We start from the raw sequence: 23586 nt of genomic DNA, 5'->3' as shown, positions 1-23586 counted from the left end.
GGACGAGGTCTGCGTTATGCAAAGCCTCGCCAGCGTGCCGGTGGATCAGGCGCTGCTCACGCTCTTTAGCTGACGAGTCCGGAAGTAGTGCTGTGCCAGCGTGATCCAGTACTGGACACCAGCCGGAATGATGTCGTCGTTGAAGTCGTACTTCGGGTTATGCAGACTCGGGGCGGTCGTGCCCGGGTTCGCATTGCCGATCAGCACATACGTGCCGGGACGCTCTTCCAGCATGAAGCCGAAATCTTCCGATGTCATGTTGGCCGGCACGTCGGCGTGCGTACGTTCATCGCCGAACGTCTCGCGAATGACCGCTTCGCATAGGGCGGTCTCGACCCGCGTGTTGATGGTCGCCGGATAGTACTGGAAGAACGTGACCTCGGCCTGAGCGCCGTGAGCGGCGGCAAGCCCTTCGCACATCTGCCGGATGTCGCGCTGCAATTTCTGCTGCAACTCCGACGACAGCGTGCGTATCGTTCCGCGCAACTCGGCGCTGTCCGGGATGACGTTGTCGGTGTCGCCCGCGTGGATCATACAGACGGAGATCACGGCGGGATCGACGGGGTCCTTGTGCCGCGCCGCGATGGTCTGACAGTGCAGCACCATCGAACAGGCTAGCGGGATAGGATCGAGGCCAAGATGCGGTTGTGCCGCGTGTGCGCCCTTGCCGGTGACCGTGATCCTGAAGCGCGAGCCGGCCGCCATGATCGGACCAACCCGCAAGCCGAAATGTCCGGCTGGCAACCCAGGCCAGTTGTGCATGCCGAATACCGCCTCGGTGGGATATTGCTCGAACAGCCCATCGTCGATCATCTTTCGCGCACCCGCGCCGCCTTCTTCTCCCGGCTGAAATACGAAATGAACGCTGCCGGGCAACTGCGGCATGCCCTTCAGGATGCGCGCGGCGCCGAGCAACATCACCGTGTGACCGTCGTGCCCGCACGCGTGCATGATTCCGTGCGCGCACGACGCGTGCGTGAAATCGTTGGCTTCGTGGATGGGCAACGCATCCATATCCGCACGGAGCACGATGCCCCAATCCGGATTCGCGCCCGGCAAGCTCGCCACGACGCCAGTTCCTCCCAGTCCGCGCGATATCGTATAACCGAGTTCCTCAAGCTCACGCGCGACGACGTCAGCCGTCCTGTGTTCTTCGAAGCGCAACTCGGGATGTGCGTGAAGGTCGCGTCGCAACTTTGCCCAATGCGGTTGATGCGCGGTTAACGATGTCTCGGGAATATCGGCGGTTTCCAATCTCAGCACCTTTCGAAAGCTGACAGCTTCAAGTTGTCGACGTCACTGTGTGACGTCTTGCGGTCGTTTAATTGTAGTACCCGACGATCGACTTCACCTCCATGTACTCTTCCATTCCTTCGATCCCGTACTCGCGACCGTTTCCGGATTGCTTGTATCCGCCGAACGGAGCCTGCGGGTCCCACGCCGGGTAGTTCAGATGCACTTGGCCTGACTCGATGCGTGCGGCGACCTGACGCATCAGCGTTTTGTCCGTGCCCTGGACATGTGCGCCAAGCCCGTACACGGTGTCGTTCGCGATGGTGATTGCTTCTTCCACCGTGTCATACGCAAGGATCGCAAGGACGGGCCCGAAGATCTCCTGCTGGGCAATCGGCATGTCCGTGCGTACATCCGAGAATATCGTCGGGCGCGCATAGAAGCCCTGGCTCAATCCGGTGGGTCTTCCTGGGCCGCCCACGATCAGCTTCGTGCCATCGTCTACGCCCGCTTCGATCATCTGCTGCACTCGGCCGAACTGTGCGCGATTCGCTAGCGGACCATGGGTCGTCGCCTCGGCGAACGGATCGCCGACAATCATCTGTTTGGTCGCCGCCACGGCGAGTTCATCGACCTGGGCCATGACGCTGCGCGGGACGATCAGGCGCGTCGGCGCGCTGCATGACTGTCCCGTGTTGCGAAACGCAGCCGCTACGCCGAGCGTGACCGCACGAGGCAGATCGGCATCAGGCAACACGATGTTGGGTGACTTGCCGCCGAGTTCCTGGGCAACGCGCTTGACCGTCGGCGCGGCCGCCTGGGCGACCAGCACGCCCGCTCGCGTCGAACCGGTGATCGACACCATATCGACCTGTGGATGGGAGGCGAGCGCCGTACCCACTTCCGGGCCCGTGCCGCTCACGAGGTTGAACACGCCCGCAGGAATGCCCGCCTCGGCGATGACCTCGGCAAACAGCAGGGCGCTCAACGGCGACAACTCGCTGGGCTTGAGGACGACGGTGCAGCCGGCGGCGAGCGCCGGCCCGACCTTCGCGGTGATCTGATAGATCGGCCAGTTCCACGGTGTGATGAGCGCGCACACGCCGATCGGCTCGCGGGCGATGGCGGTGGTGCCACGCTGGGCGACGAATGGGTAAGTCGCGAGGTTGTCGCGTGCGACGCGGATATGTTCGGCCGCGAGCGGCACGTGGGCACTGCGCGCGTAGTTGATTGGCGCGCCCATTTCCATCGACAGGGCGAACGCGAACAGTTCGGCTCGTTCGAGGAAGAGGGCATGAACGCGCTCGAGCAGCGCGGCACGCTCGTTGGGCGAAGTCCTCGACCAACTCACGAACGCTTTGTGCGCGGCCTGCACGGCGCGGTCGACGTCGCTCGCGTCGCCTAACGGGATGTCGCAGAGCGTCTCTTCGGTGGAAGGGCAGACCACGGCGGCGCGTTCTGTGCCGACAGGCGCGATCCATTCGCCGTCGATAAAGAACCGGTCGAGATGGCCAGCCTGCATTAGGTGAAGTACGGGTGATTTCATTGCGGCGTGTCCTTGCGTGGATACCGTGCGCTCGCGGCAGGCGAAAGCGCACGGATAAAAGTCGAAACCGTTGTCAGAAGTCGGCGACCTTGCCCCACACCGATTTGTCGAACCGATCCGGACGATAAGGCTCGGGGTCGGCGATCGGCGTCACGCCGGTGACCATATCCGCCACGAGATGACCGCACCCTGGCCCGATGCCGAAGCCGTGGCCACTCAGGCCCGCAGCCAGCACGAAGCCGGGCAGCGACCGCGTTTCGCCGATAGCGGGGATGCCGTCCGGCGTCATGTCGATATAGCCAGCCCAGGAGGCGGCCACGCGTGCTTCGCCAATCACCGGACACAGATCGATGGCACGCCCGCGAATCTCCGTGAGGGTGGCTTCATCGACGCTGGGGTCCAGCACGCGCATCTTTTCCATCGGCGTCGGCTGATCGAGCCGCCAGCGGCTCATGCTTTCATGGCCCGACCGCATGCCTTCCAGACTGCCCGGCCTGAGGCTGTGCCAGCGACGCGCGAACATCGGCAGAAAGTCCTTGGCATAGCGGGCCTTTTGCAGCGTGGGGTCGAACTTCGCCAATCCGCTGATGGCGAGCGAATACGCTTCGTCGCCGCGTCGCGTGATGGTGATGTCCTTCGTGTGCAGCGCGTCCGGCAACGTGCCGCGTGGCAGCGAGACCGACATGACCGACGAGCGAATGGTCGCCTGAGGCAGGCGGATGCCGAGCTGCCGACAAAACGTCGAGGCCCATGCGCCGCCCGACAGGACCGCGATCTTCGTGCGGATCACGCCGTGCTCGGTCACGACACCGCTGACCCTGCCGCCCTCGGTTTCGATTCCACGTGCCGCGCAGTTCTGATGAACCGTGCCGCCCAGCTTGATAATGCTGCGTGCCACAGCCGGAGCGGCGTTGGCCGGGTCGGCCGTGCCATCGGTCGGTGCGAACACGCCGCCTTTCCAGCTGCGCCCGGTGGCGGCAGCCCGCTCGTTGGCCTGTTTGCTGCCGAGCACTTCGGTTTTGACGCCGGCCGTGCGGGCGAATTCGCACCAGCGCGTCCATCCGCCGAGTTCGTCGTCGTCATTGCTCAGATACAGCAGACCGCTGCGGCGAAAGCCGGCGGATTCCCCGGATTCGTCTTCGAACTGCTGCCACAGTCGCAGGCTTTCGGTCGCAATCGGCAATTCGCGCGCATCACGGTTCTGTTGCCGGCACCAGCCCCAGTTCCGGCTGGATTGCTCGCCGCCTACCATGCCTTTTTCGATCAACGCGACTTTCACGCCGCGCTTCGCGAGAAACCATGCTGTGAATACGCCGACAATGCCCGCGCCTATCACGACGACGTCGGCACTACCGGGTAGCGTCGGGGTGGTATCAATGCGGGTCAACGGTACGCGCATCTGTGAAAGCTCCTTCGTGAGTCGCGTGTCGGGTCAATCGTCTGTCGGCAAGTTTGCTTGTCGCAACGCCTAGAACATCGCCTGGCTAATGAGCCCATACAACCGGTAGACCGGATCGGGTGCGCCTTGATGCGCGACGGCGGGCGCGTTGCGGACCATCTTCACCGTGGTGTCGACGCACTTCGGTCCCTGCGCCACCAGCCAGTCAGCCAGACTCGCGCCGCAGGGCACGTCGATTCGAATGAATTGACCTTCGCGACCGTTCAGCCAATAGCCTATCAAGGCTTTCGCACGAAGATCGTCGGGCGAGCGCATCGCGACCATCGGACCGATAACCTGGCCTCTGCCAAAGCGGCGCAGAATCGAGAAGCCAATGATCTCGCTGTCACGTTCGAGCACCACGGTTTCGCCCATTTCCAGCAACGCCGACACCATCGTTTTTCGTTCAAGGCCCGAAGCGCGCGTCGCGAGTTCGATGAGCGCAGGGAAATCGGCGGTAGTCGCGGGACGCAGCCGTTCATCGTCGGGCAGCGTGACAGGCAAAGTTTCGCCGACGTTTCCCTGATATTGGTCGAGCGAATCGCACACGTTGAAACCGAGCTTTTCGTAGAGCGGACGACCTGCTGGTGTCGCGTGCAGGAACGTGATGCGTGGTCCCAACTCTTCGAGTACCAACTCCATCAGCTTGCGGCCAATGCCGCGTCCCTGATGTTCCGGCGACACGATCACGAGACCGAGCGAGCCGCGGTCCGTGCCGTATTTCCAGCACAACGCCGTGCCAATCACCACGCCGTTTTCTGCAGCGACAAATCCCGTTCCCTGCTCAACGGCGAACTGCCAGTCTTCTGGACGGTGCGGCCAGTTGAATGTCATCGACAGAGCGTGAGCCGTCGGAATATCCGCCGGAGTGAAGCTTCGATAGTGAAGCGCTTGCGTTGAAGGCGTAGCACTCACGACACAATCATCGTTCATTAGATTTCCTTGCCAATCCTGGACTTCAGATCTCGGACTTCCGCGCCAAGATCAATCACAAACCGATATTTAACGTCGCGATCTCATGGCCCGGCACGATGGGATATTTAGCGTTGCCCCAATTGTTGCGCGTGGTATGCAGATCGGAATGACAAACACCGCAATACAACACCTCGATCACGACATCGTCGTTTCGGAGACTGCGGCGCTCGAAGTCGAACAGGCTCAACGGCGTCGTCGCTGAAGTGGCAGCGTATCCTCGTGCAGCACGTACCATCTGTTTGTCCTCGATTAATCCGTCGTGAGCCTGCCAGTGTCGAGATGCTGGCAGTCGGCTTCGAGGAGCCCGCGGATCAGCAAGATTTCACGGGCGCTATGGGCCGACAGCATCTTCATGTTACGTGGTCACTGTCACACTACGACGCTCGAAAAAAATTTCAAAAGAGTACGAAAACTGCGTTTGGCGCGCCTTGGGCAGCATTTTATGTGGCGCGCTCAGCGACCTGACTCGCTGGAGCGGCGAATCACCAGCCGTAGAAACGCGGCCAGGTTTCAACCGCGCCGTCTGGCATGACGGCCTGATAGGCCGGATGTTGCGCGCCCGTCGCACAGGCATGATTGGGAAGAATGCGTAGGCGCGTTCCAATCGGAAACCGCTTCTCGATCTCACGGTCTGGCTTGCCAGAATCGACCATCGCCGGACTCCTGCAAATGAAATTCGAATCGTCGATTGTAGCGAGTACGGGCTTTTCGGACGGTCGGAGAGAGGGTGCTTCCGCTCCTGCGCAACATTCACTCCCGACATGACCATCGTCAGCAACCCGTCGCAACGCTGAAGCTCAGACGCAGTCCGACTATCCGCCCATCTGCTGCATCACGGTTCGCAATGCAACATGGGCGCTATCGAGCGCTCGGCGTTCGTTGCGCGCGAGATGGACCGCGGGCGCCATCCAGGATGAGCGAACGCGACCGCAGTTGCGCCTGCTTCATAGGCTTCATCCGCCGATGCCGCGACGGCGGCGAAGCATTCGTCGAGGTCGCCGTTTTTGAACAGCGTCCACACCCACGCAACGTGGATGACGCTCACCGATGTACCACGGTCGCTCACGTGCTGCTCGAAAAGACGTCTGGTCGATTCGATGGCGGATTCGACAGCACATAAAACGATTTTGCCGCCTGCCTTTGCTGCCGCGGCGGCCAACGCGGCATCTGCTCTCACAATGGGGATGGGCGAACTTGCAATTTCTTCGACCGCCGGCCCGAGCGTAGCGCAAGTCAGAATGACGGCATCGGAGTGGGCCGCCAGATCCAGAGCGCACTGGTTTGCTCTGCTTTGCCGTTGAGCGAAAAGTCGAGCCACACGGCGAAGCCACGTATCATCCTGTCGGCTGCCGTGCCATCAAACATGGCTGCCCATACATTCGCCGACAACACCGCTCACAGCCCGCGCCACCATGCCGAAGCCCACCGCCGCCGAGACGTTCGCCTCGCACATCCACGCCCGTTCTCTGCGCTATTTCGATGCGATCCGCCGCTGCGGGTCGATTCGCGAAGCGGCGCGGCAACTGCACGTCGCGTCGTCGGCGGTTAACCGGCAATTGCTGAAGCTCGAAGCGGAGGTCGGCACGCCGCTGTTCGAGCGGCTCGCGTCGGGGCTCGCGCTAACCGCGGCCGGCGAAGTGTTCGCGCGGCACGTCATCACCGTGTTGCAGGACGCGCGCCGCTTCGAGAGCGAGATGGACGCGCTGCGCGGCATCCGGCGTGGCGAGATCGGCATCGTCACGGTCGAGGGGCTCAACTCCAGTTTTTTGCCGGACCTCGTCGAGCGGATGCTGGCGCGTTACCCGGCAATCCGCTTTCAGGTGCACACGGCCGGATCGGCGACGATCGCCCGGGCCATTCTCGACGGCGACGCGGACCTCGGCCTCGCGTTCTCGCTGCCGCGCACCGGCGACCTGCAACAGCTCGCGGTGGGACGTTTTCAGCTGGGCGCGATCGTCGCCGCCGATCATCCCCTCGCGAGCGAAACGAGCGTGACGTTCGCGCAGTGCGCGCGCTATCCGCTGATTCTCGGCAACGCGCAACTGTCGATCAGCGGCCTGCTTGAACCGCTGATCCGTCATTACGCGAAGCCGTTTCAGACGGTTCTCGAAAGCGATTCGATCGAGCTGATGCGGCGCATGGCGGCACGCGGTCGCGGCGTGGGCTTTCAGACGCGGCTCGGTCTCGAACGCGATCTCGCCGACGGCACGCTGGCGCACATTCCGCTGCGCTCACCGCGTCCGCTGGTTTCGGAGCTGGGCGCCTATGCACGTGCCGGCCGCATGCTGACTCCGGCGCTGGACGCGTTCGTCCGGCTGCTCGCCGAAGCGCTCGCCGACCGGGAAGGCGGCGAGCCAGCCATGTAATGGCCCCGCTGATGCCGAAACGGCATCAGCATGGACGTTTTTCTGCGCTTTTTTGGTCATCCGCCGCACCCTAGACTCCCTCTCAAGACGAGATCGAAGCAAATCGAACGCGGGTCAAGGGAGCCGGAATGTCCGAAGTACTATCAGCGAGGGCGGTGCCGCACGCGAGCCTGCCCGTCATCGACGTGTCGGGCCTTGCCTGCGTGGATCCGCGGCAACGCGCTGCGGTGGGCGCGGCGCTGCACGCCGCGTGTATCGACAAGGGCTTTTTCTACATCGCGAATCATGGCGTGGACGCGGCGCTGATCGAGGCGGCGCGCAGCGAAGCGGAGCGTTTCTTCGCGCTCGACGAGGCCGACAAGTGTCAGGTCGACAAGGCGAAGTCGTTCTGCAATCGCGGCTACGAGCCTCTGCGCGGCCAGGTGCTGGAGGCCGGCACGCCGCCCGATCTGAAGGAAGGCTTTTATATCGGCAACGAATTGCCGCTCGATCACCCGCGCGTCGTCGCTCGCGCGTTCAACTGCGGGCCGAACCAGTGGCCGGCGGCCCAGGCCGGTTTTCGTCCGGCGATGGAAGCCTATTTCGATGCGCTGTTCGACCTGGCCAAACGTCTGACGCGCGGCCTCGCGTTGTCGCTCGATTTGCCGGAAGGCCATTTCGATGCGTTCTGCAACGACGCGATGGGCACGCTGCGCCTGCTGCACTATCCGCCGCAACCGCCGCACGCGCTGCCCGAGCAGAAGGGCTGCGGCGCGCATACCGATTTCGGCTGCCTGACGCTGCTCTGGCAGGACAGCAACGGCGGCTTGCAGGTGCAGGATAGCGACGGCGGCTGGGTTCACGTGCCGCCGCTGCCCGGCACCTTCGTCGTAAATCTCGGCGATCTGATCGCGCGCTGGACCAACGACCGTTATCGCTCCACGCTGCATCGCGTGGTCAACGCATCGGGTCGCGAGCGCTATTCGATGCCGTTCTTCTTCACCGGCCGGCCCGACTACGTGGTGAGCTGCCTGCCCGGCTGCTGCGCGCCCGGCGAGGCGCCGGCGTATGCGCCGATCACCGTCGCCGGTCATCTCGAAGCGTGCTACCGGAGGACTTACGGATGAGTCCCGCCACTCGCACGGCGCGCGCGGCGGGCATGCTGCTGATCCACGGCGCGTGGCAGGGCAGTTGGGCGTGGGACGCCTGGCTGCCGAAGATGGCCGCGCGCGGCTGGGCGTGCCGCGCCGTCGATCTGCCCGGCAACGGCGCGCAGCCGGCGCGCGATGCCGGCCTCGACGTCACGCTGCAACGCTATGTCGATGCGCTGCGCGAAGCGCTGGATGCCTTCGCCGGTCCAGTCGTCGTAGTTGCGCATAGCGGCGCGGGCGTGCCCGCTTCGCAACTGGCCGAAGCATGTCCGGAGCGCGTCGCGTGCATCGTGTACGTGGTGGGCATGATGCTGCCTTCCGCGATGGGCTATGCGGAGCTGGTCGAGGCGAGCGCGGCCGAAGTGCCGGGGGCCGCCGGCATCGCGCCGTATCTGCAGTGGAGCGAGGATCACGCGACCACGGTCGTGCCGCCCGCCGCCGCGCTCGAGATTTTCCTGCATGATTGCCCGCCCGATGCCGCGCGCGAGGCAGCCGCCCGGCTGACGCCGCAACGGGAAAGCGGCCGCACGCTGGTCACGTCGCTCAGCGCCGCGCGCTTCGGCCAGGTGCCGCGCATCTATGTCGAAGCGCTGCGGGACCGCTCGGTGCTGCTGCCTTTGCAGCGCAGGATGCAGGCGCTGGTGCCCGGCGCGATAGTGCGCTCGATCGATTGCGGTCACGTGCCCCAACTCGCGCGGCCCGCCGAACTCGCCTCGCTGGTGTGCGATGCGCTTGCCGGCATCGGCATCACGGCCGCCAACGATACATCCGCTTCGCCAACCGGCCCGGCTCCCAGCCTGTCCGCCGTCTCCGATTCGCGCACCACGCCCACTACGCTCACCACCGGAACTTCGTCATGACCCGACTCTCCCGCCTCGGCCGGCTTTTCCCCGCGCGCTTGTCGTCGCATGGCAGCGCGTGCCTATCCGCACGCTTCGCGCAACGTGCGGGCAGGGCGTTCCTTGCAGGCTCGCTCGGCGCGCTCCTGACCTTGAGCAGTGCCGCTCACGCCGCCAGCAATGCGCCGCTCGACGTCTCCATCGTGTATCTCGGCAATCCGGGCGATGCGGGCTGGACGCATGCGCATGATCTCGGCATCGGCGCCGCCGAAAAACAGCTTGGCTCAGAGATCAAGGTGACGCGTATCGAAGACGTCCCCGAAAACGCCGATGCGGCCCGCGTGTTCCGCGACCGCGCGGCGAAGGGCGACAAGATCGTGATCGGCACGTCGTTCGGCTACATGGACTCGATGATGAAGGTCGCGCGCGACTATCCGGACACAGTTTTCCTGCATTGCTCCGGCTACAAGAGCGCGCCGAATCTCGGCAACTTCAACGGCAAGGTGTACGAGTCGGCGTACCTCGCGGGCGTCGTCGCTGGTTATGTGTCGAAGTCGCACACGCTCGGTTTTGTCGGCTCGGTGCCGATTCCGGAAGTGGTGCGCAATATCGACGCGTTTGCGCTCGGCGCGCGTTCGGTCGCGCCGCAGACCACGGTCAAGGTCGTGTGGATCAATAGCTGGTTCGATCCGGGCAAGGAACGCCAGGCGGCGGAGACGCTGGTCGGCCTCGGCGCCGATGTGCTGCTCCAGAACACCGATTCGACCGCGACGATGGCGGTCGCCGAGCAGCACAAGATTCACGCGTTCGGCTGGGACTCGGACATGAGCCACTGGGGTCCGCATGCGCATCTCGGTTCGGTCGCTTATGACTGGGGCATCTACTACAGCAAGGTGATCGACGAAGTGAAGCGCGGCACGTGGACCAACAAGCCGGTGTACTGGGGCGTGAAGGAAGGGATCACCGATCTGGTGAATGTGAACACGACGGCCGTGCCCGCGAATGCGCAGCGCGCGCTCGCGGAGAAGCGCGCCGCGCTGGTCGCCGGTCGGCTCGATCCGTTCGCCGGCCCGCTGAAGGACCAGAGCGGCAAGCTGCGCGTCGCCGCCGGTTCGGTGCTGTCCGCGGACGATACGAACCGGATAGACTGGTTCGTCGACGGTGTGCAGGGCAGCGTCGCGAAATGACGGAGCGGTGGCTATGAGCACGGCACATGCGCTGAATGCGCACAACGAAGCGACGAACGGCGCGGCGGATCACGCAAGCAGCGATGCGGTGGTCTGGAACGACTGGCATCCGGTCTCAGCGCTGGAAGCGCTGGATGCGCTCGTCGCGGCGGCTTCGTCCGGCGATGTTCCGGCGCAGGCCGCGACGGCCACCACTGCCACGCGGCTGCTCGGTGTGGATCTCGGCCTAGCCGTGACGCGCGTCGTCGCGGCGGCCCGCGCGTCACACCGTTACCGCGCGTGGCGGCTCGATACGCAGGCCGAGTGTCACGTGCAGGCGCGCTATGGCGTGTTGTGGGTGTGCGTCGGCGAGCCGCGCCGCGATCTGCTCGCGATTCCCGAAGCCGCTGAGCCCGATCGCCGTCTGCTGCATGCGGGCGCGTTTCGCGTGCACGTCAGCGGCTTGCGGGCGATCGAAAATTTCCTCGACATGGGGCATTTCCCGTTCGTGCATACCGGGTATCTGGGCGTCGAGCCGTACACCGAGGTCGCCCCGTACCGGGTCCAGCGCGACGAACTCAACGACGAGCTGTACGCATACGACTGCCGCTTTTATCAGCCGCGTGCGGCGATGACCGCGGACGCCGGGCTCGACGTTCAGTATGTGTACCGCGTCGCGCGTCCGTACAGCGCGATTCTCTACAAGACCTGTCCGCCGCAGCCCGAGCGCTTCGACGTGATCGCGCTGTTCGTGCAACCGGTCGACGAGGACTGGTGCGTCGCGCACACGGTGATGAGCTATCTCGACGACGCGAGCCGCGACGACGAATTGCGCGGCTTTCAGCAAACCATCTTCGCGCAGGACATCAAGATCCTCGTCAATCAGGTGCCGAAGCGCCTGCCGCTCGGCACCGGAGCCGAACATCCCGTGCGCGCCGATGCGATGTCGGTCGCGTACCGGCGTTGGCTGGCGGCTCAGCGGATCACCTACGGAACCACCCATGGCCGATAAAGACAGCAGCGCCTTCACCTGGTTTGCGCTGTGCGACGTCGATCAGCTCGGCGAGCGCGCGATCTATCACACCGAACTGCACGGCAACCAACTCGTCGTGTGGCGCGCCGAAGACGGCGTCGTGAACGTGTGGGAGAACCGTTGTCCGCATCGCGGCGTGCGCTTGTCGATCGGCCATCATCGCGGCGATGCGTTGCAATGCCAGTATCACGGCTGGCAATTCGGTTCGGGCGACAGCGGCTGCCGCTTCGTGCCCGCGCATCCCGGCGGCGCTGCGCCGCCGGTCGCGGTGAAGACATGGCCGGCGCAGGTGCGTTATGGCTTCGTGTGGACGTGTCTCGCGCAGTCGGACGAGGTGCCGCCATTTGTGCCGCTCGACGAACTCGAAGACGACGGGCAGCAGGTCCGCTTGCGCACCGTCGCGATCGATGCCTGCGCCGACGACGTGCAGCGCGCGCTGAGCGCATATTGCTTCGACCATGCGGACTTCGACGCATGGCGTACCACCGACTGCGTCGCGTTCGATCTCAGCGCACACGCGGTATTGATCGAACAGCTGGACGACGCAGCGCAACGCGTGGTGTTTCTGATGCAGCCCGCGCGCGCAGGGCGCACGTATCTGCACGGAATCGCGCTCGGCGCGTTCGCGGGGGAAGAGCGGCTGGCTGTCCAGCGGCATCATCAGCAGCGGCTCAACGCGTTGCGCGATGCGCTGGAACAGCAAGCCGGACGTGATGAGCATTTATCGCGCGATCGCTTCGCGGACCGGCCGCCACCTGTTATGCCGCATGCGCAGCCGTCCACGCAAGCGGTGTTTCTACCGCCCGCGATGGCCAGAGCCGTTTCCGCCGAAGCGGCTTGCGCGCCCGGCACCATTGACCACGCCGACGATCACGCATTCACAGTTCATCTGGCGCGCAGCGACCGCACGCTGAGGGTGCCCGCAGGCGTCAGCTTGCTGCAGACTTTGCGCGAGCATCGTATCGACGTGCCGACTTCGTGCGAGCAAGGCGTATGCGGCACGTGCCGCACGCGCGTGCTCGACGGCACGCCGCTACATCGCGACGTTTTTCTGACGCCGCAGGAACGCGCGGCGGGGGACTGCATGATGGTGTGCGTGTCGCGCGCGCGCGGCGCGGCGCTGACTCTGGATCTGTGAGGCCGCGATGCTCAAACTCTACGACGACGAATTGTGCGGAGAAAGCTACAAGGTGCGTCTGATGCTGGGTCTACTCGACGTCAGTTACGAACGAATCCGCGTTGAGCTTTATCCGTCGAAGCAGAACGGCACGCCGCGTTTTCTCGCCCTGAATCCACTTGGCACGCTACCCGTACTCGATGCGGACGGCGCGTTGCTGCGCGGCGCGCACGCGATTCTCGTGTATCTCGCGCGTCGCTACGGTGCGAATGAAGACGTGGCTGAAAAAAATCGCGCACATTGGCTGCCAGCCGATGATCCCTTGCAACTTGCGCAAGTGCAAAGCTGGCTCGATTTCGCCGGCCAGTTGTGCGGTGTGGTGTTGCCGCTGCGCTCGCAAGTGCTGCATGGCGAGCCGCAGCCCGTTCATGCGTCGAGGCACGCGGCGAAGAAGCTGCTGCGCTCTCTCGATGAGACGTGCTGGTTCAACGAAGCGGCTGGCGTGCCCTTCGTCTGCGCGACGCCGAAGCCGACCATCGCCGATGTCGCGTGCTTCGTGCCGGTTGCGCTGCTCGACGAAGCGCAGATCGAGTCGATCGACTATCCGGCGCTTGGGCGCTGGATGGATCGACTCAAACGGCTGGAAGGTTTTACGACGATGGCCGGTGTGTACGCGGCCATCTGAGTGACCACCCAAACGACGTCATGTGTGCCGCGTCATCTCACGTGGCCGGCTGCTGGCGCGGCAAAAGAAAGTGCGAAGGCGTCGGAGGGCGCTGCCACGTTAAGCGTTTGAACACAATCGCGGAGAGGACGCGCATTTGCTCAGACAGCGGACGGATCTCGGGCAAATCTCAGTGAAGCGATGCCGGGCGTCAAAGCGTGCGGCCAGTTGTTTCCGATAGAGCGAGGCGCGCAGTAGATGTCGCTTGAGCGTGACCATTCCGTACTGCGACCTCAAAAAACAATCAAGGGCTTTTACTTCGACAGATGCAGCTTCTTCGATAGCACGATACCCCGCTGCGGGCTCACCAGCCAGATGGCGTGAATGTTCGCGTACAGCGTCGAGGTTCTTGTTGTGATGTCTGTGGGCTCGTCGTTGCTGGGATCGCTGTGTTCGCGTCGGTCGGTCAGGTAAGGCGGCGCCATGGTACACATCAGCACAATCGCGAAGTCTCCATTCGCTTCGTGGAACGCCGCCTGCGAGAGTGTGATGCGTCCGTGAACCCTGGTTTTGCTCAGTTTGCCGGACTTGAGTTCAATCAGATCGATATGTTGGATGTACCCCTTGGCCTTCGCCTCAGGCGCCACCACAAGCCCTCGACCGCGTGGTCCGGTGATGGTCTTCCTGAGCAGGATCACTCCCGGATTGGCTTCATCAGATAGATCTATGTTGACCGTCAGCAAGTGCGTCTTTGACTGATATCGTATTCCGTAGGGCGCCGGTACGACGAAAGCGAGGTCGCGGTCAAGACTGGCTTTCGGCAAGTCGAGATCGCCTGGCGCCTTAAGGACAGGGACGTGGATCAGGTTTTTGATGCGATCGCTCAACGAAGGGGAATCGGCATGGAAGCTCTGCTCCGCCAAAGCGTCTCTGACGGCAACCGGGTCGTCGCCCACGAAAGGCCGAGTCGAGAGGACATCTGCAGAGGCAGATATTTCAGGCTCAGTCGCATGGGTAACTGTGGCTGAGTCTGCCGACGTCCCGGCGTACGTCAGCAGTGACATGCAAAACAGGGCGCAAGCGGCGTTCGAACGGACCAACATGATTTTAAGTTCAGCCACAAAAAACCCCTCCAGGATCAAGACAGTCTATCGCAATGCGCTGCCGCAGCGATCGCGTCGGATCGAAGGGCAGATGTGGGTCGGCAAGACTCATGCGCATCTTGTGGAAGCAGACGTTCACCGGCACTTGCCCGCTGCCCCTTTGAGCCGCTGTACCTGCCTTAGTCAAAATAGGGCTCCAATACCCTCTCGATCCAAGCCATGAAGGCCCGCACGCGTGGCGACAGGTTACGCCGATGGGCCACGACGAGCGACGCGGCGAGGGGCTCTGGACGTAAGTCGGGCAGAACCTCCACTAGCGCGCCGCTTTCAATGTAATGCGCGAGCGCTGAATATCCCGCCTGGATCAACCCAATGCCCGCAAGCCCAGCTGCATGATAGGTCTGAACACTGTTGACTTGCATCGCGCTTGGCAACGCAAGCGCCGCATAGCCGTCGCCGTCTGGGTATTCCCATCCGGCATGCCTCGCACCGAGTGTTAGCGTGTAGTGGACCATCTGGTGTCCCTGGCTGAGCAGATCATCGAGCGTATGCGGTATGCCGTACCGTGCCAGATAGCTCGGGCTCGCCGCATTTGTCATGCGCAGCCTGCCCAGCGGTCGGGCAATCAGCGTCTCGTCGACGATCGGACCCAGACGGATCACGCAATCGAACCCTTCCTGGACGAGATCGACACGCCGATCGGTGCTGGAAAGTTCCAGTTCCAACTCCGGATGCGCCGCCATCAGTTGCGGTAGTGCAGGCACCACGACGCTTCGTGCCAATTCGGTGGGCATGTCGACGCGCAACCTTCCCCGTAGTGGTGCGCCATTACCCGAGAACATAGATTGCAATTCTTGTACTTCGGCCAGCAGGTCCCGTGCGCGTGAATAAAAGGCGCGTCCATCTTCGGTGAGTTGAACACTTCGCGTGGTCCGATGCAGGAGGGTGACCCCCACATCTCGCTCAAGGCCGCGGATCACCATAGAGACACGTCCCTTCTGAATACCCAGGCTTTCGGCCGCACGCGTGAAGCTCGTCATTTCAGCGACACGGGCAAAGATCAGAAGTGCGTCAAGGTTTTGCATTGTTCACCTGAGGGGTAACAGAACGTTCTCTTTGAAGTCATTTATAGCTCAATTGCGACTCAGTAGACTAGCTTCCCATGTCGTCCACAAGACAACCTGAACGAAAGGGAGCAACCATGAATCAATACACCTCTCCGGTTAAAACGGTCGTCGTTTACCACTCTGGCTATGGGCATACCGAGCGTATGGCAAGAGCTATCGCCGAAGGCGCCGGCTCAGTACTCGTCGCAATCGATAGCGATGGAAACATTGCCGGGGATGCCTGGGAAACGCTTGCCGGCGCGGACGCGATCCTGTTCGGCTCGCCGACCTGCATGGGCGGCCCTAGCTGGCAGTTCAAGAAGTTTGCAGACGCATCCTCGAAGCCCTGGTTCGAAGGCGGGTGGCAAAACAAGATCTTTGGCGGCTTTACCAATAGCGCGAGTATCAACGGCGACAAACTCAATACGCTCGAATACTTCTTCCTGCTAGCTGGGCAGCACGGCGGCATCTGGGTCAGCATGGATATCAAGCCGGCGAACCTGAAAGCCTCACTGCGTGACGACCTGAATCGCATGGGCTCCTACATCGCGCCGATGGCGCAGACACCGGCCGACGCGTCGCCTGAAGAGATGTCGCCAGGAGACCTCGAGACGGCCCGCCGCTATGGCGCACGCGTCGCGATGGTCGCCGGGCAGTTTCGGTCCGGAAGATCTCAAAGCAGCTGAAATGTGTGACGCGCGAAAAGCGACGGACCGGACGCCGCCCGCATTTCATCTAGCCAATCTCGAAGGGAAAGCCATGAGATATAAGCAACTTGGCCGCACCGGCCTGTATGTCTCCGAACTGTGCCTCGGCACGATGACGCTGGGGGGCAATGCTGACGCTGGCATGTGGACGGCGATCGGCGCACTCGGTCAGGACGAGGCGAATCAACTGATCGCCCGCGCGCTTGCTGAGGGAATCAACTTCATCGACACCGCCGACATTTATTCCTTCGGCCAGTCTGAACGTCTCGTCGGACAGGCGCTCAGAGACATCGGAGTACCACGCAGCGAGATAGTGCTAGCTACGAAGACAGCCGGTGTGATGGGCCCGAAACCCAACGATCAGGGCGCGTCGCGCGGTCACATCATGGATTCTGTGCAGAGGAGCCTGGAACGGCTCCAGGTCGACCATATAGACCTTTACCAGATACACGCCAGCGATCCTGTCACGCCGATCGAAGAGACGCTGCGCGCCGTCGACGATCTCACGCGGCAGGGGCTGGTCCGCTATGTCGGCGTCTCGAATTGGCGCGCAGGCAAGATCGGTAAGGCGCTCGGGCTGAGTGAAGCGCTATACGCCACGCGCTTCGAGACGCTCCAGGCCTATTATTCGATCGCCGGACGTGACGTGGAGCGCGAACTGGTGCCACTCGTTATCGAGGAGCAGATGGGGCTCCTCGTCTGGTCGCCTTTGGCCGGCGGATTGTTTTCCGGGAAGTTTGGTCCTGGTGCGCCAACCGAAGAAGGTTCGCGCCGCAGCCATTTCGATTTTCCGCCCGTCGATCTTGATCGAGCCTGGCCGTGCGTTGCAGAGATGCGCTCCATCGCCGACGCGCAAGGGGTCTCGGTCGCCCGGATCGCACTCGCCTGGTTACTCGCCAAGCCGCATGTCACGAGCGTCATTATCGGCGCCAAACGGGTCGAACAGCTCGAAGATAATCTCGGCGCGGTCGGTGTCGTTCTTACTGAGGACGAGCTTGCGCGCCTTGAAGCCGTGAGTGCTTTGCCTCCCTACTATCCCGGCTGGATGATCGATCGTCAGGAGGCGAGCAGGCTCCCCCAACCTTTCAGGCGCGTCGCGTCGGAATAGAACCGGCTGCTGCACACCAGTCCCTTCGACTCAGGCGGCAGCAACGTACGCGCCAACTCACCTTTTGAAGCTGATATCCGCAAACCGGCGCATCTAACTTCGTAAAGCGCTTGCCCTGTCAGATGGTTCGCCTATATGATACATATATATTTCATATATTGAGGGTGACGTGGGCATTGTGAATATTGACGACGACTTGCACGACCAGATACGTAAGGCAAGCACAGTGTCATGCCGGTCGATCAACGCGCAAGCGGGCTTCTGGATCAAGGTCGGCATGTTGTGCGAAATGAATCCGACGCTGAGTTTCAATGAGATAGCTACCCGTGAACTGAGAGCCGCAGGCGTCGTGGCGCAAGCCGTCAAGGTGGCTTTGACATGACCAAGCGACCCGAAGAGATCGCATTGATGGCGGAGTCGGGCCAGTTGCTGGCGGATGTATTTGGCTATCTGGATCAAATGAGCCTGATTGGCATGTCTACCATGCAGGTCAACGATCTGATCGATAACCTCATCGTCAACGAACTCAAGGCACGCCCGGCAAGCAAAGGGCAGTACGGCTACGCGTACGCGCTAAACTCTTCACGCAACAATGTTGTTTGTCACGGTGTTCCGTCCACGACAGACGTCCTGCAAAGCGGGGACATTGTTAATTTCGACATTACGCTAGAGAAGAACGGCTACATCGCTGATTCCAGTAAGACCTATCTTGTGGGAGAGGTGTCTCCACTGGCTAAACGGCTCGTGCAAGTGACCTACGAAGCGATGTGGAAAGGGATCAAGGCCGTTCGCCCCGGCGCCAGACTTGGCGATGTAGGTCATGCCATTGAGCGGCACGCGCGCAGAAATGGCTATTCGGTCGTCAGGGAATATTGTGGGCATGGCATCGGGCGTGAAATGCACGAGGACCCGCAAGTGCTGCATTGGGGAAAGCCACAGACGGGTTTGTTGTTGCGGGAAGGCATGGTGTTCACCATCGAACCCATGATCAACCAGGGGCGACATTCTGTTCGAACCGAAGAAGACGGCTGGACGGTGGTCACGCGCGATGGGCAACTGTCGGCGCAGTTTGAGCACACCGTGGCCGTGACCCAAAACGGCGTACAGGTCTTAACACTACGATCCGAGGAAAAGGTGCCCAACTGATAGCTTGACGGCCGTGGATCGCGCATTTGGGAGAAGAGTCCATTCAATGGCGGATCGCTGATGGCGGATTTAACCGGTGGATGCAACGCATTGAAGACTGCACAAGCCGTGGGAATGATGCAGGTGAAACAGCGACACCGGATTTATTACAGCGAGAAGCAGAAATCGCTGATGTGGGAACGTTGGCGGAAGGGAGAATTTCTGCAGAAGATCGCCCAGCTTTTTGACCGGAATCACTCATCGGTACAAGGGATTCTGGCTGAGACTGGCGGGATCCACCACAGTGGCATCGCTCGAGAGTGGCGGGTCTAAACCGAGCAAGGTTGTTTTTATCTGTCATCAACCGGTTCGTCGGTCGCTACACACACCGCGTCGCGATCTCTAACAACCGTCTCGTCGGCATGACCGCCGAGCATGTCACGTTCCACGGGAAAGATTATCGTCAGCCGGGCAGGCCGCGCGTGATGCGCCTGGCCCCCACGAATTTATCCGGCGCTTCCTGCTACATGTGCTGCCTCGTTGGTACAACGTATCCGTCACTACGGGTTGCTCAGCAATCGTCTGCGTGAGTCCCGGCTGACCGTATGCCGTCGTCTGCTCGACGCCGCGCCCGCCAGCAAAGTCCCCAGCGCGGCCGAACCTGACTATCGCGACCGCTACGAGAAACTGACCGGCCGGTCGCTCCGCGACTGTCCCGTCTGCACGCGTCTGTTTATCACATGCGTTCTGCGCATACTCCACCCTGGAAACGGTCCACGGGCCGTCCATCGCGGGCGCCACGAACACTGTCGTCGAGAACATCGCATGCAGGCGACTCGATTCAAATGCCCATAGCCGCAACCGTCAGCGGAGCGGTTTAGCTCAAAGAATTTTTAGCGAAGCGCAGCCGGCTCCTGCGTCGTGCCAATGCGGGCCTGTTGCGCCGTCTGCGTTTCGCTAAAAATCCTCTGCCTTTTAAACTGCTGTTTTTTTTTTGATCCGCCAGTCCGGTGGAATCGGTGTTGCACCCCATCGCAACGCCATCTCCATTCCCTGTCGAGCCCATTATGTCCCGTCATTCCGTTCTCTCGCCTGGCGAGCGAGACAGCCTGTTTGCGGTTCCGGACAGCCATGATGACCTCATCCGCCACTCCACCTTCAGCGAACCGGACGTGTCGCTGATCCGGCAGCATCGAAGCGCTGAAACCGTCTGGGATTTGCCGCACTGCTCTGCTGCATGCGCTATCCCGGAGTAACCTTGGTCGCTGGCGAAACGCCCCCGCCGGCGCTGCTGCCGTTCGTTGCCGGACAACTGGGCGTCGCGCCCACACTCTGGAAAGAGTACGGGCAGCGGGATCAGACGACAGGGGCGCATAGGTGTCGTAGTGCTACACGAGCAATCAAGCATCGTCATTTCCGCGCCGGTGCCAAAGTGACATTTTTTGACACACCTTTCCAACAGATTTGAGGACGCGATCTCTGTACATTTCCTTCTCGGCGCGCGATACACCTCGTGTCCTCTCTGTAAAGGAAGATGCTCATGAAAACTCGAAGGTTTGCCATGCTGGCGGGCGGGGCTTTGTTCACATCCATGACTGCTTCGGCATTCGCCGGCGTGGTCGTCGGTGTCGGCGTGCCGGCTCCCGTCGTGGTCGTTCCTGCGGCACCTGTCTATGCGCCGCCGACCGTGGTCGTGCAAAATGGTTATGCAGCAGCCGTGCCACCGGCAGTCGCGCCGGTTGTGACGGTTGCGCCAGCGCCCCGACCTCCCATGGCGGTTGTCGTCATGCCACGTCGTCCTGTGATTGTAGTTAGGGGGCCGCGTCGCGTCTGGATGCCTGGTCACTGGGTAGGTGGGGTCTGGGTGGCCGGTCACTGGTTGTGAAATGTCTGCGCCCTACCTGTATCGTGCGATACATCACCCCCGTCCGTCAAAGCAGCAAAGCAATGTTGCACATCACTTCGGCGCCAGGGCTGCTCGTCGGGGTCTGCGGGTTGCCGACTTTGTGCTGCTGGTCGTCCTGAGTGCACTTGCGCTCGGAGGGTACATCAGCGTGAATGGACGTGCACCGAAACGATTATCCCCCGCCGTGATACCTTCACGATCGTTCAATAGCCTGGCATCACAGTGCACAGTGCCGTATGCGGCACTAATGGACCTGGCGCAGCTCGCGCGACGCTATGGCAATTCGTCCGCCAACTTTTTGGACGCGCTGTACGGCATGACCGCGCAAGTGGATAAGTGCCTTTCCCAGGCAACGATGCAGAGGACCGGCCGCGGTCCCGGGACCGGTCAATCGAATGCCAAAGGCACCTGACTGTTTTATGTATAACCTGCGTAGCAGGTCAATCGAGAGAGCGAGATGAAAGGAAGCGGCATGTCGGTATGGCGGGGTTCCCTTTTCGCGCGCAACGTATTGCTGTTGATTGTACTGATGCTGACAAGTCAGATCCTGGTCTTTGGCGTCTATCTGAACTTTATCCAGAAGCCGAGAGTTGACGACGGGGCAGCGCTCGTGGCATCGCAGATCCGGATCCTGGACCGGCTGTTGTCAGTCCTGCCGGACGACGAGCGAAACCGGCAACTGCTTGAAATGAATCGAGCGCCCCAGAGTGAACTGCCGCCGCCGCAGGCTCACGACGGGTTGCCTCCCGACTACATGGCGCACCGCTTCTTCGGTCGACTGGCATCGGAACTTTCCCCGGACGAACAGTTTCGCTGGGAGCGCGACGGGCACCGGATCTGGGTGCGTCTACATGTGCAGGATGCGTGGTACTGGGTGGCGCTGCGTGGAACCTCGGCCATGAGCAGTACGCTGCCCTGGGCTCTGATCGGCCTGTTGTTAGGTGCGGCTACCCTTCCTGCTCTTGGGGCCTATCTGATTCACCGGCCGGTCGAACAGGCGCTGCGCCGGCTGGCGCGCGCTGCCGGCACCATCGAGCGTGGCGTTTGGCCCGACGCGGTTCCCGTGAGCGGCCCGCGCGAGCTGGCAGCAGTAGCGGAGGCGTTCAACCGGATGGCGTCGACACTCGAAGATCTCGAAGCGACGCGCGCCGAAATGCTTGCGGGCATATCGCATGATATCCGCACGCCGCTGACCAAGCTGCGCATGGCCATCTTCGCACCGGAGTCATTCGAGGCACCGGCCGCCAGCGCGGAACGTTTTGTCGAGGAGATCGACGCGATCGTCCAGCAGTTTATCGATTTCGCCCGTGGGTGGGATAGCGAACCGGCGACGCACGGTGACCTGAACGCGCTGATCGAACAGCTCGCTGCCGACTATGCAGGTCTCGGTCGCACCTTCGAACTGTCGCTCGCGGAATTGCCACCTGTTGCGTTCCGACCGGTTGGCATGCAGCGCCTGTTGATGAACCTGATGCAGAACGCGGTCGTGCACGGTCAGGTCGGGCTCGCAGTCCGGACTGCCATCGACGCGCGAACTCTCACGATTGCGGTTGAGGATCGGGGACCGGGTGTGCCTCAAGCGCTTCTGTCGTTGATAAAGCAACCATTCAGGCGCGGCTCTGAGGCGGATCGAAAGGGCGGAAGCGGCCTCGGCCTCGCGATAGCGGAGCACGTCGCACAGCAGCATGGCGGCACGCTCGAACTCTTGCAGAATGCGCCGTGCGGACTCAAGGCCGTGGTGCAAATTCCCATTCCTTAACGGGCGCTTGTCAGCGCGATGACTGCACCGTCGTCGTGTCGTAAAGACTACGATTTAATGTGATCCTCGAGCCCCGCCCAAAGGTCCGGCAGGGCAGCGTGAGCATTTGATGAGATGGCCATTTTTTTCAGGTTGTGTGATGAAAAACCTTACAAAATACTTTGCAATACTAAGTATATTCATAGCCGGCGTCGTGGCTATTGGGTGGTTCCACCAGGCTCACGGTCACCGTCAGACGGCTGTCGCATCAGATCCGATCCCCGTGAGCGCGGTTGCGGCTTCGGTTACCGATGTTCCTGTCTACATCGATTCGCTCGGCACCGTGACACCGACACGTACCGTCACGGTCGTCACGCAGGTCAACGGGATACTGCGTTCCGTCGATTTCAGCGAGGGGCAGACGGTCAGGAAAGGACAGGTGATTGCACGCATCGATTCGCGGGCGCTCGACGCGCAGTTGCTACAGGCACAGGGTACGCTGCGCCATGACCAGGCTGTACTCGCAAACGCGAAACTGGACCTGCAACGTTATCAGCAGCTGATCAAAGCGGGTTCGATTACGCAGCAGACGCTCGATACGCAAGTTGCTAGCGTCCAGGAGGACGAAGGCACCGTGCTGGCGGACACGGGCAACGTGAACAATCTGCAGGTTCAGGTTGGCTATTGCACCATCACGTCTCCCGTGGACGGCGTGGTGGGTCTGCGCCTGGTCGACCCCGGCAACTACGTGAGCAGCACCAGCACGACCGGTATCGCGGTCATCACGCAGATGCAGCCGGCGACCGTGATCTACTCGGTGCCGGAAGACGACCTGGGGCAGATCCGGCGGGCGATGTCGCACGGGGAGGTTCAGGTGCTGGCCTACGACCGTGACGGCAAATCGTTGCTCGCGAAGGGCTCGCTGCTTGCGGTCGACAACCTCGTCAATACGAGCGCCGGCACGATCAACGTCAAGGCCGTCTTCCCCGATTCCGGCAGCGCGCTGTTCCCAAACGAATTCGTGAATGTCCGGATGCAGGTCGACACGCTGCGCCGGATTCCGGTCGTGCCGACTACGGCAATCCAGCATGGCGCGAACGGCAATTTCGTTTTCGTGATCGGCGGCGCAGGCGCAGTGGTATTGCGCAACGTGAAGACCGGGCCGGTAAAAGGCGACGACACGGCGATTCTCGATGGCGGTGTGAAGGCAGGAGAGCAGGTCGCGACCGACGGTGCAGACAGGCTTGATACCGGCTCGCTCGTGAAAGTCGTGGCGCACTGAGCGG

22 protein-coding genes and 4 pseudogenes are annotated in these 23586 nt (G+C 62.1%); 17 read left to right on the top strand and 9 right to left on the bottom strand.

Annotated elements, in window-relative coordinates; genetic code table 11:
• Positions 1-45: 45 nt before the first annotated feature.
• The 7 genes and pseudogenes from B0G69_RS33435 to B0G69_RS33405 all read right to left on the bottom strand — a co-directional run bounded on the left by B0G69_RS33435 (position 46) and on the right by B0G69_RS33405 (position 6351).
• Positions 46-1254 carry a M20 aminoacylase family protein gene (locus B0G69_RS33435; protein WP_121324419.1) on the bottom strand — a complete coding sequence of 403 codons (1209 nt, stop codon included), beginning with the start codon at positions 1252-1254 and terminating at the stop codon, positions 46-48.
• Between the two features lie 67 nt (positions 1255-1321).
• A complete protein-coding gene (locus B0G69_RS33430) occupies positions 1322-2779 on the bottom strand; it encodes an aldehyde dehydrogenase family protein (RefSeq protein WP_121324418.1) in 1458 nt (485 codons plus the stop codon).
• A 73-nt stretch (positions 2780-2852) separates the two neighbouring features.
• Positions 2853-4178, bottom strand: a complete 1326-nt coding sequence (locus B0G69_RS33425; protein ID WP_121324417.1) for an FAD-binding oxidoreductase — start codon at positions 4176-4178, stop codon at positions 2853-2855.
• A 69-nt stretch (positions 4179-4247) separates the two neighbouring features.
• Entirely contained in the window at positions 4248-5150 is a 903-nt protein-coding gene (locus tag B0G69_RS33420) for a GNAT family N-acetyltransferase (RefSeq protein ID WP_121324416.1), read from the bottom strand.
• A 79-nt stretch (positions 5151-5229) separates the two neighbouring features.
• Positions 5230-5427: pseudogene (locus B0G69_RS33415) on the bottom strand (alcohol dehydrogenase catalytic domain-containing protein); the annotation flags it as partial.
• Positions 5428-5674: 247 nt separating this feature from the next.
• A pseudogene (locus tag B0G69_RS33410) lies at positions 5675-5836 on the bottom strand (DSD1 family PLP-dependent enzyme); the annotation flags it as partial.
• 188 nt (positions 5837-6024) lie between these two features.
• Positions 6025-6351: a hypothetical protein gene (locus B0G69_RS33405; RefSeq protein WP_199731452.1), complete on the bottom strand. Its 327-nt coding sequence runs from the start codon at positions 6349-6351 to the stop codon at positions 6025-6027.
• Between the two features lie 253 nt (positions 6352-6604).
• Here B0G69_RS33405 and B0G69_RS33400 point away from each other — a divergent pair, with 253 nt between their 5' ends.
• From B0G69_RS33400 to B0G69_RS33370, 7 genes are all read left to right on the top strand, one after another.
• Positions 6605-7558 (top strand): LysR family transcriptional regulator, encoded by a 954-nt coding sequence (locus B0G69_RS33400; protein ID WP_121324415.1) that lies wholly within the window; start codon positions 6605-6607, stop codon positions 7556-7558.
• A 128-nt stretch (positions 7559-7686) separates the two neighbouring features.
• The gene (locus tag B0G69_RS33395) at positions 7687-8664 is read left to right on the top strand and encodes a 2-oxoglutarate and iron-dependent oxygenase domain-containing protein (RefSeq protein WP_121324414.1); all 978 of its coding nucleotides are present in this window, start codon (positions 7687-7689) and stop codon (positions 8662-8664) included.
• The gene (locus B0G69_RS33390; protein ID WP_121324413.1) at positions 8661-9548 is read left to right on the top strand and encodes an alpha/beta hydrolase; all 888 of its coding nucleotides are present in this window, start codon (positions 8661-8663) and stop codon (positions 9546-9548) included. The genes B0G69_RS33395 and B0G69_RS33390 overlap by 4 nt, the downstream gene beginning before the upstream one ends.
• Positions 9545-10714: a BMP family ABC transporter substrate-binding protein gene (locus B0G69_RS33385; protein WP_121324412.1), complete on the top strand. Its 1170-nt coding sequence runs from the start codon at positions 9545-9547 to the stop codon at positions 10712-10714. The genes B0G69_RS33390 and B0G69_RS33385 overlap by 4 nt, the downstream gene beginning before the upstream one ends.
• Positions 10715-10727: 13 nt before the next feature.
• Positions 10728-11705 (top strand): aromatic ring-hydroxylating dioxygenase subunit alpha, encoded by a 978-nt coding sequence (locus tag B0G69_RS33380; RefSeq protein ID WP_121324411.1) that lies wholly within the window; start codon positions 10728-10730, stop codon positions 11703-11705.
• Positions 11695-12864, top strand: a complete 1170-nt coding sequence (locus tag B0G69_RS33375; RefSeq protein ID WP_158609024.1) for a Rieske 2Fe-2S domain-containing protein — start codon at positions 11695-11697, stop codon at positions 12862-12864. Before B0G69_RS33380 ends, B0G69_RS33375 begins: the two co-directional genes overlap by 11 nt.
• A gap of 7 nt (positions 12865-12871) precedes the next feature.
• A complete protein-coding gene (locus tag B0G69_RS33370) occupies positions 12872-13528 on the top strand; it encodes a glutathione S-transferase family protein (RefSeq protein ID WP_121324409.1) in 657 nt (218 codons plus the stop codon).
• Positions 13529-13821: 293 nt separating this feature from the next.
• On the opposite strand, the gene B0G69_RS33360 is transcribed toward B0G69_RS33370, so the two are convergent.
• Together B0G69_RS33360 and B0G69_RS33355 are read right to left on the bottom strand one after the other, a co-directional pair.
• Positions 13822-14628, bottom strand: coding sequence for a hypothetical protein (locus B0G69_RS33360; RefSeq protein ID WP_241991601.1), 807 nt, complete (start codon positions 14626-14628; stop codon positions 13822-13824).
• 161 nt (positions 14629-14789) lie between these two features.
• Positions 14790-15695, bottom strand: coding sequence for a LysR family transcriptional regulator (locus B0G69_RS33355; protein WP_121324408.1), 906 nt, complete (start codon positions 15693-15695; stop codon positions 14790-14792).
• A 116-nt stretch (positions 15696-15811) separates the two neighbouring features.
• Here B0G69_RS33355 and B0G69_RS33350 point away from each other — a divergent pair, with 116 nt between their 5' ends.
• The 10 genes and pseudogenes from B0G69_RS33350 (at position 15812) to B0G69_RS33305 (ending at position 23582) form a co-directional block, all read left to right on the top strand.
• A complete protein-coding gene (locus B0G69_RS33350) occupies positions 15812-16402 on the top strand; it encodes a flavodoxin family protein (RefSeq protein WP_121324407.1) in 591 nt (196 codons plus the stop codon).
• A gap of 73 nt (positions 16403-16475) precedes the next feature.
• A complete protein-coding gene (locus B0G69_RS33345) occupies positions 16476-17531 on the top strand; it encodes an aldo/keto reductase (RefSeq protein WP_121325081.1) in 1056 nt (351 codons plus the stop codon).
• A gap of 169 nt (positions 17532-17700) precedes the next feature.
• The gene (locus B0G69_RS33340) at positions 17701-17913 is read left to right on the top strand and encodes a ParD-like family protein (RefSeq protein WP_121324406.1); all 213 of its coding nucleotides are present in this window, start codon (positions 17701-17703) and stop codon (positions 17911-17913) included.
• The gene (gene map, locus B0G69_RS33335; protein ID WP_121324405.1) at positions 17910-18677 is read left to right on the top strand and encodes a type I methionyl aminopeptidase; all 768 of its coding nucleotides are present in this window, start codon (positions 17910-17912) and stop codon (positions 18675-18677) included. The genes B0G69_RS33340 and map overlap by 4 nt, the downstream gene beginning before the upstream one ends.
• Positions 18678-18800: 123 nt before the next feature.
• A pseudogene (locus tag B0G69_RS33330) lies at positions 18801-18953 on the top strand (IS30 family transposase); the annotation flags it as partial.
• Between the two features lie 71 nt (positions 18954-19024).
• Positions 19025-19511, top strand: a pseudogene (locus B0G69_RS33325) (transposase); the annotation flags it as partial.
• A 212-nt stretch (positions 19512-19723) separates the two neighbouring features.
• Entirely contained in the window at positions 19724-19912 is a 189-nt protein-coding gene (locus tag B0G69_RS41205; RefSeq protein ID WP_158609023.1) for a hypothetical protein, read from the top strand.
• On the top strand, positions 19894-20124 hold the full coding sequence (locus B0G69_RS33315; RefSeq protein ID WP_121324403.1) for a DUF4158 domain-containing protein: 231 nt from the start codon (positions 19894-19896) through the stop codon (positions 20122-20124). Before B0G69_RS41205 ends, B0G69_RS33315 begins: the two co-directional genes overlap by 19 nt.
• Before the next feature lie 895 nt (positions 20125-21019).
• A complete protein-coding gene (locus tag B0G69_RS33310; protein ID WP_241991600.1) occupies positions 21020-22321 on the top strand; it encodes an ATP-binding protein in 1302 nt (433 codons plus the stop codon).
• A gap of 139 nt (positions 22322-22460) precedes the next feature.
• The gene (locus B0G69_RS33305) at positions 22461-23582 is read left to right on the top strand and encodes an efflux RND transporter periplasmic adaptor subunit (RefSeq protein WP_241991599.1); all 1122 of its coding nucleotides are present in this window, start codon (positions 22461-22463) and stop codon (positions 23580-23582) included.
• The last annotated feature ends 4 nt before the right edge of the window (positions 23583-23586 follow it).

This window comes from Paraburkholderia sp. RAU2J (assembly GCF_003634845.1).
Classification (GTDB): domain Bacteria; phylum Pseudomonadota; class Gammaproteobacteria; order Burkholderiales; family Burkholderiaceae; genus Paraburkholderia; species Paraburkholderia fynbosensis.
This window is presented reverse-complemented; position numbering and strand designations above follow the sequence as displayed.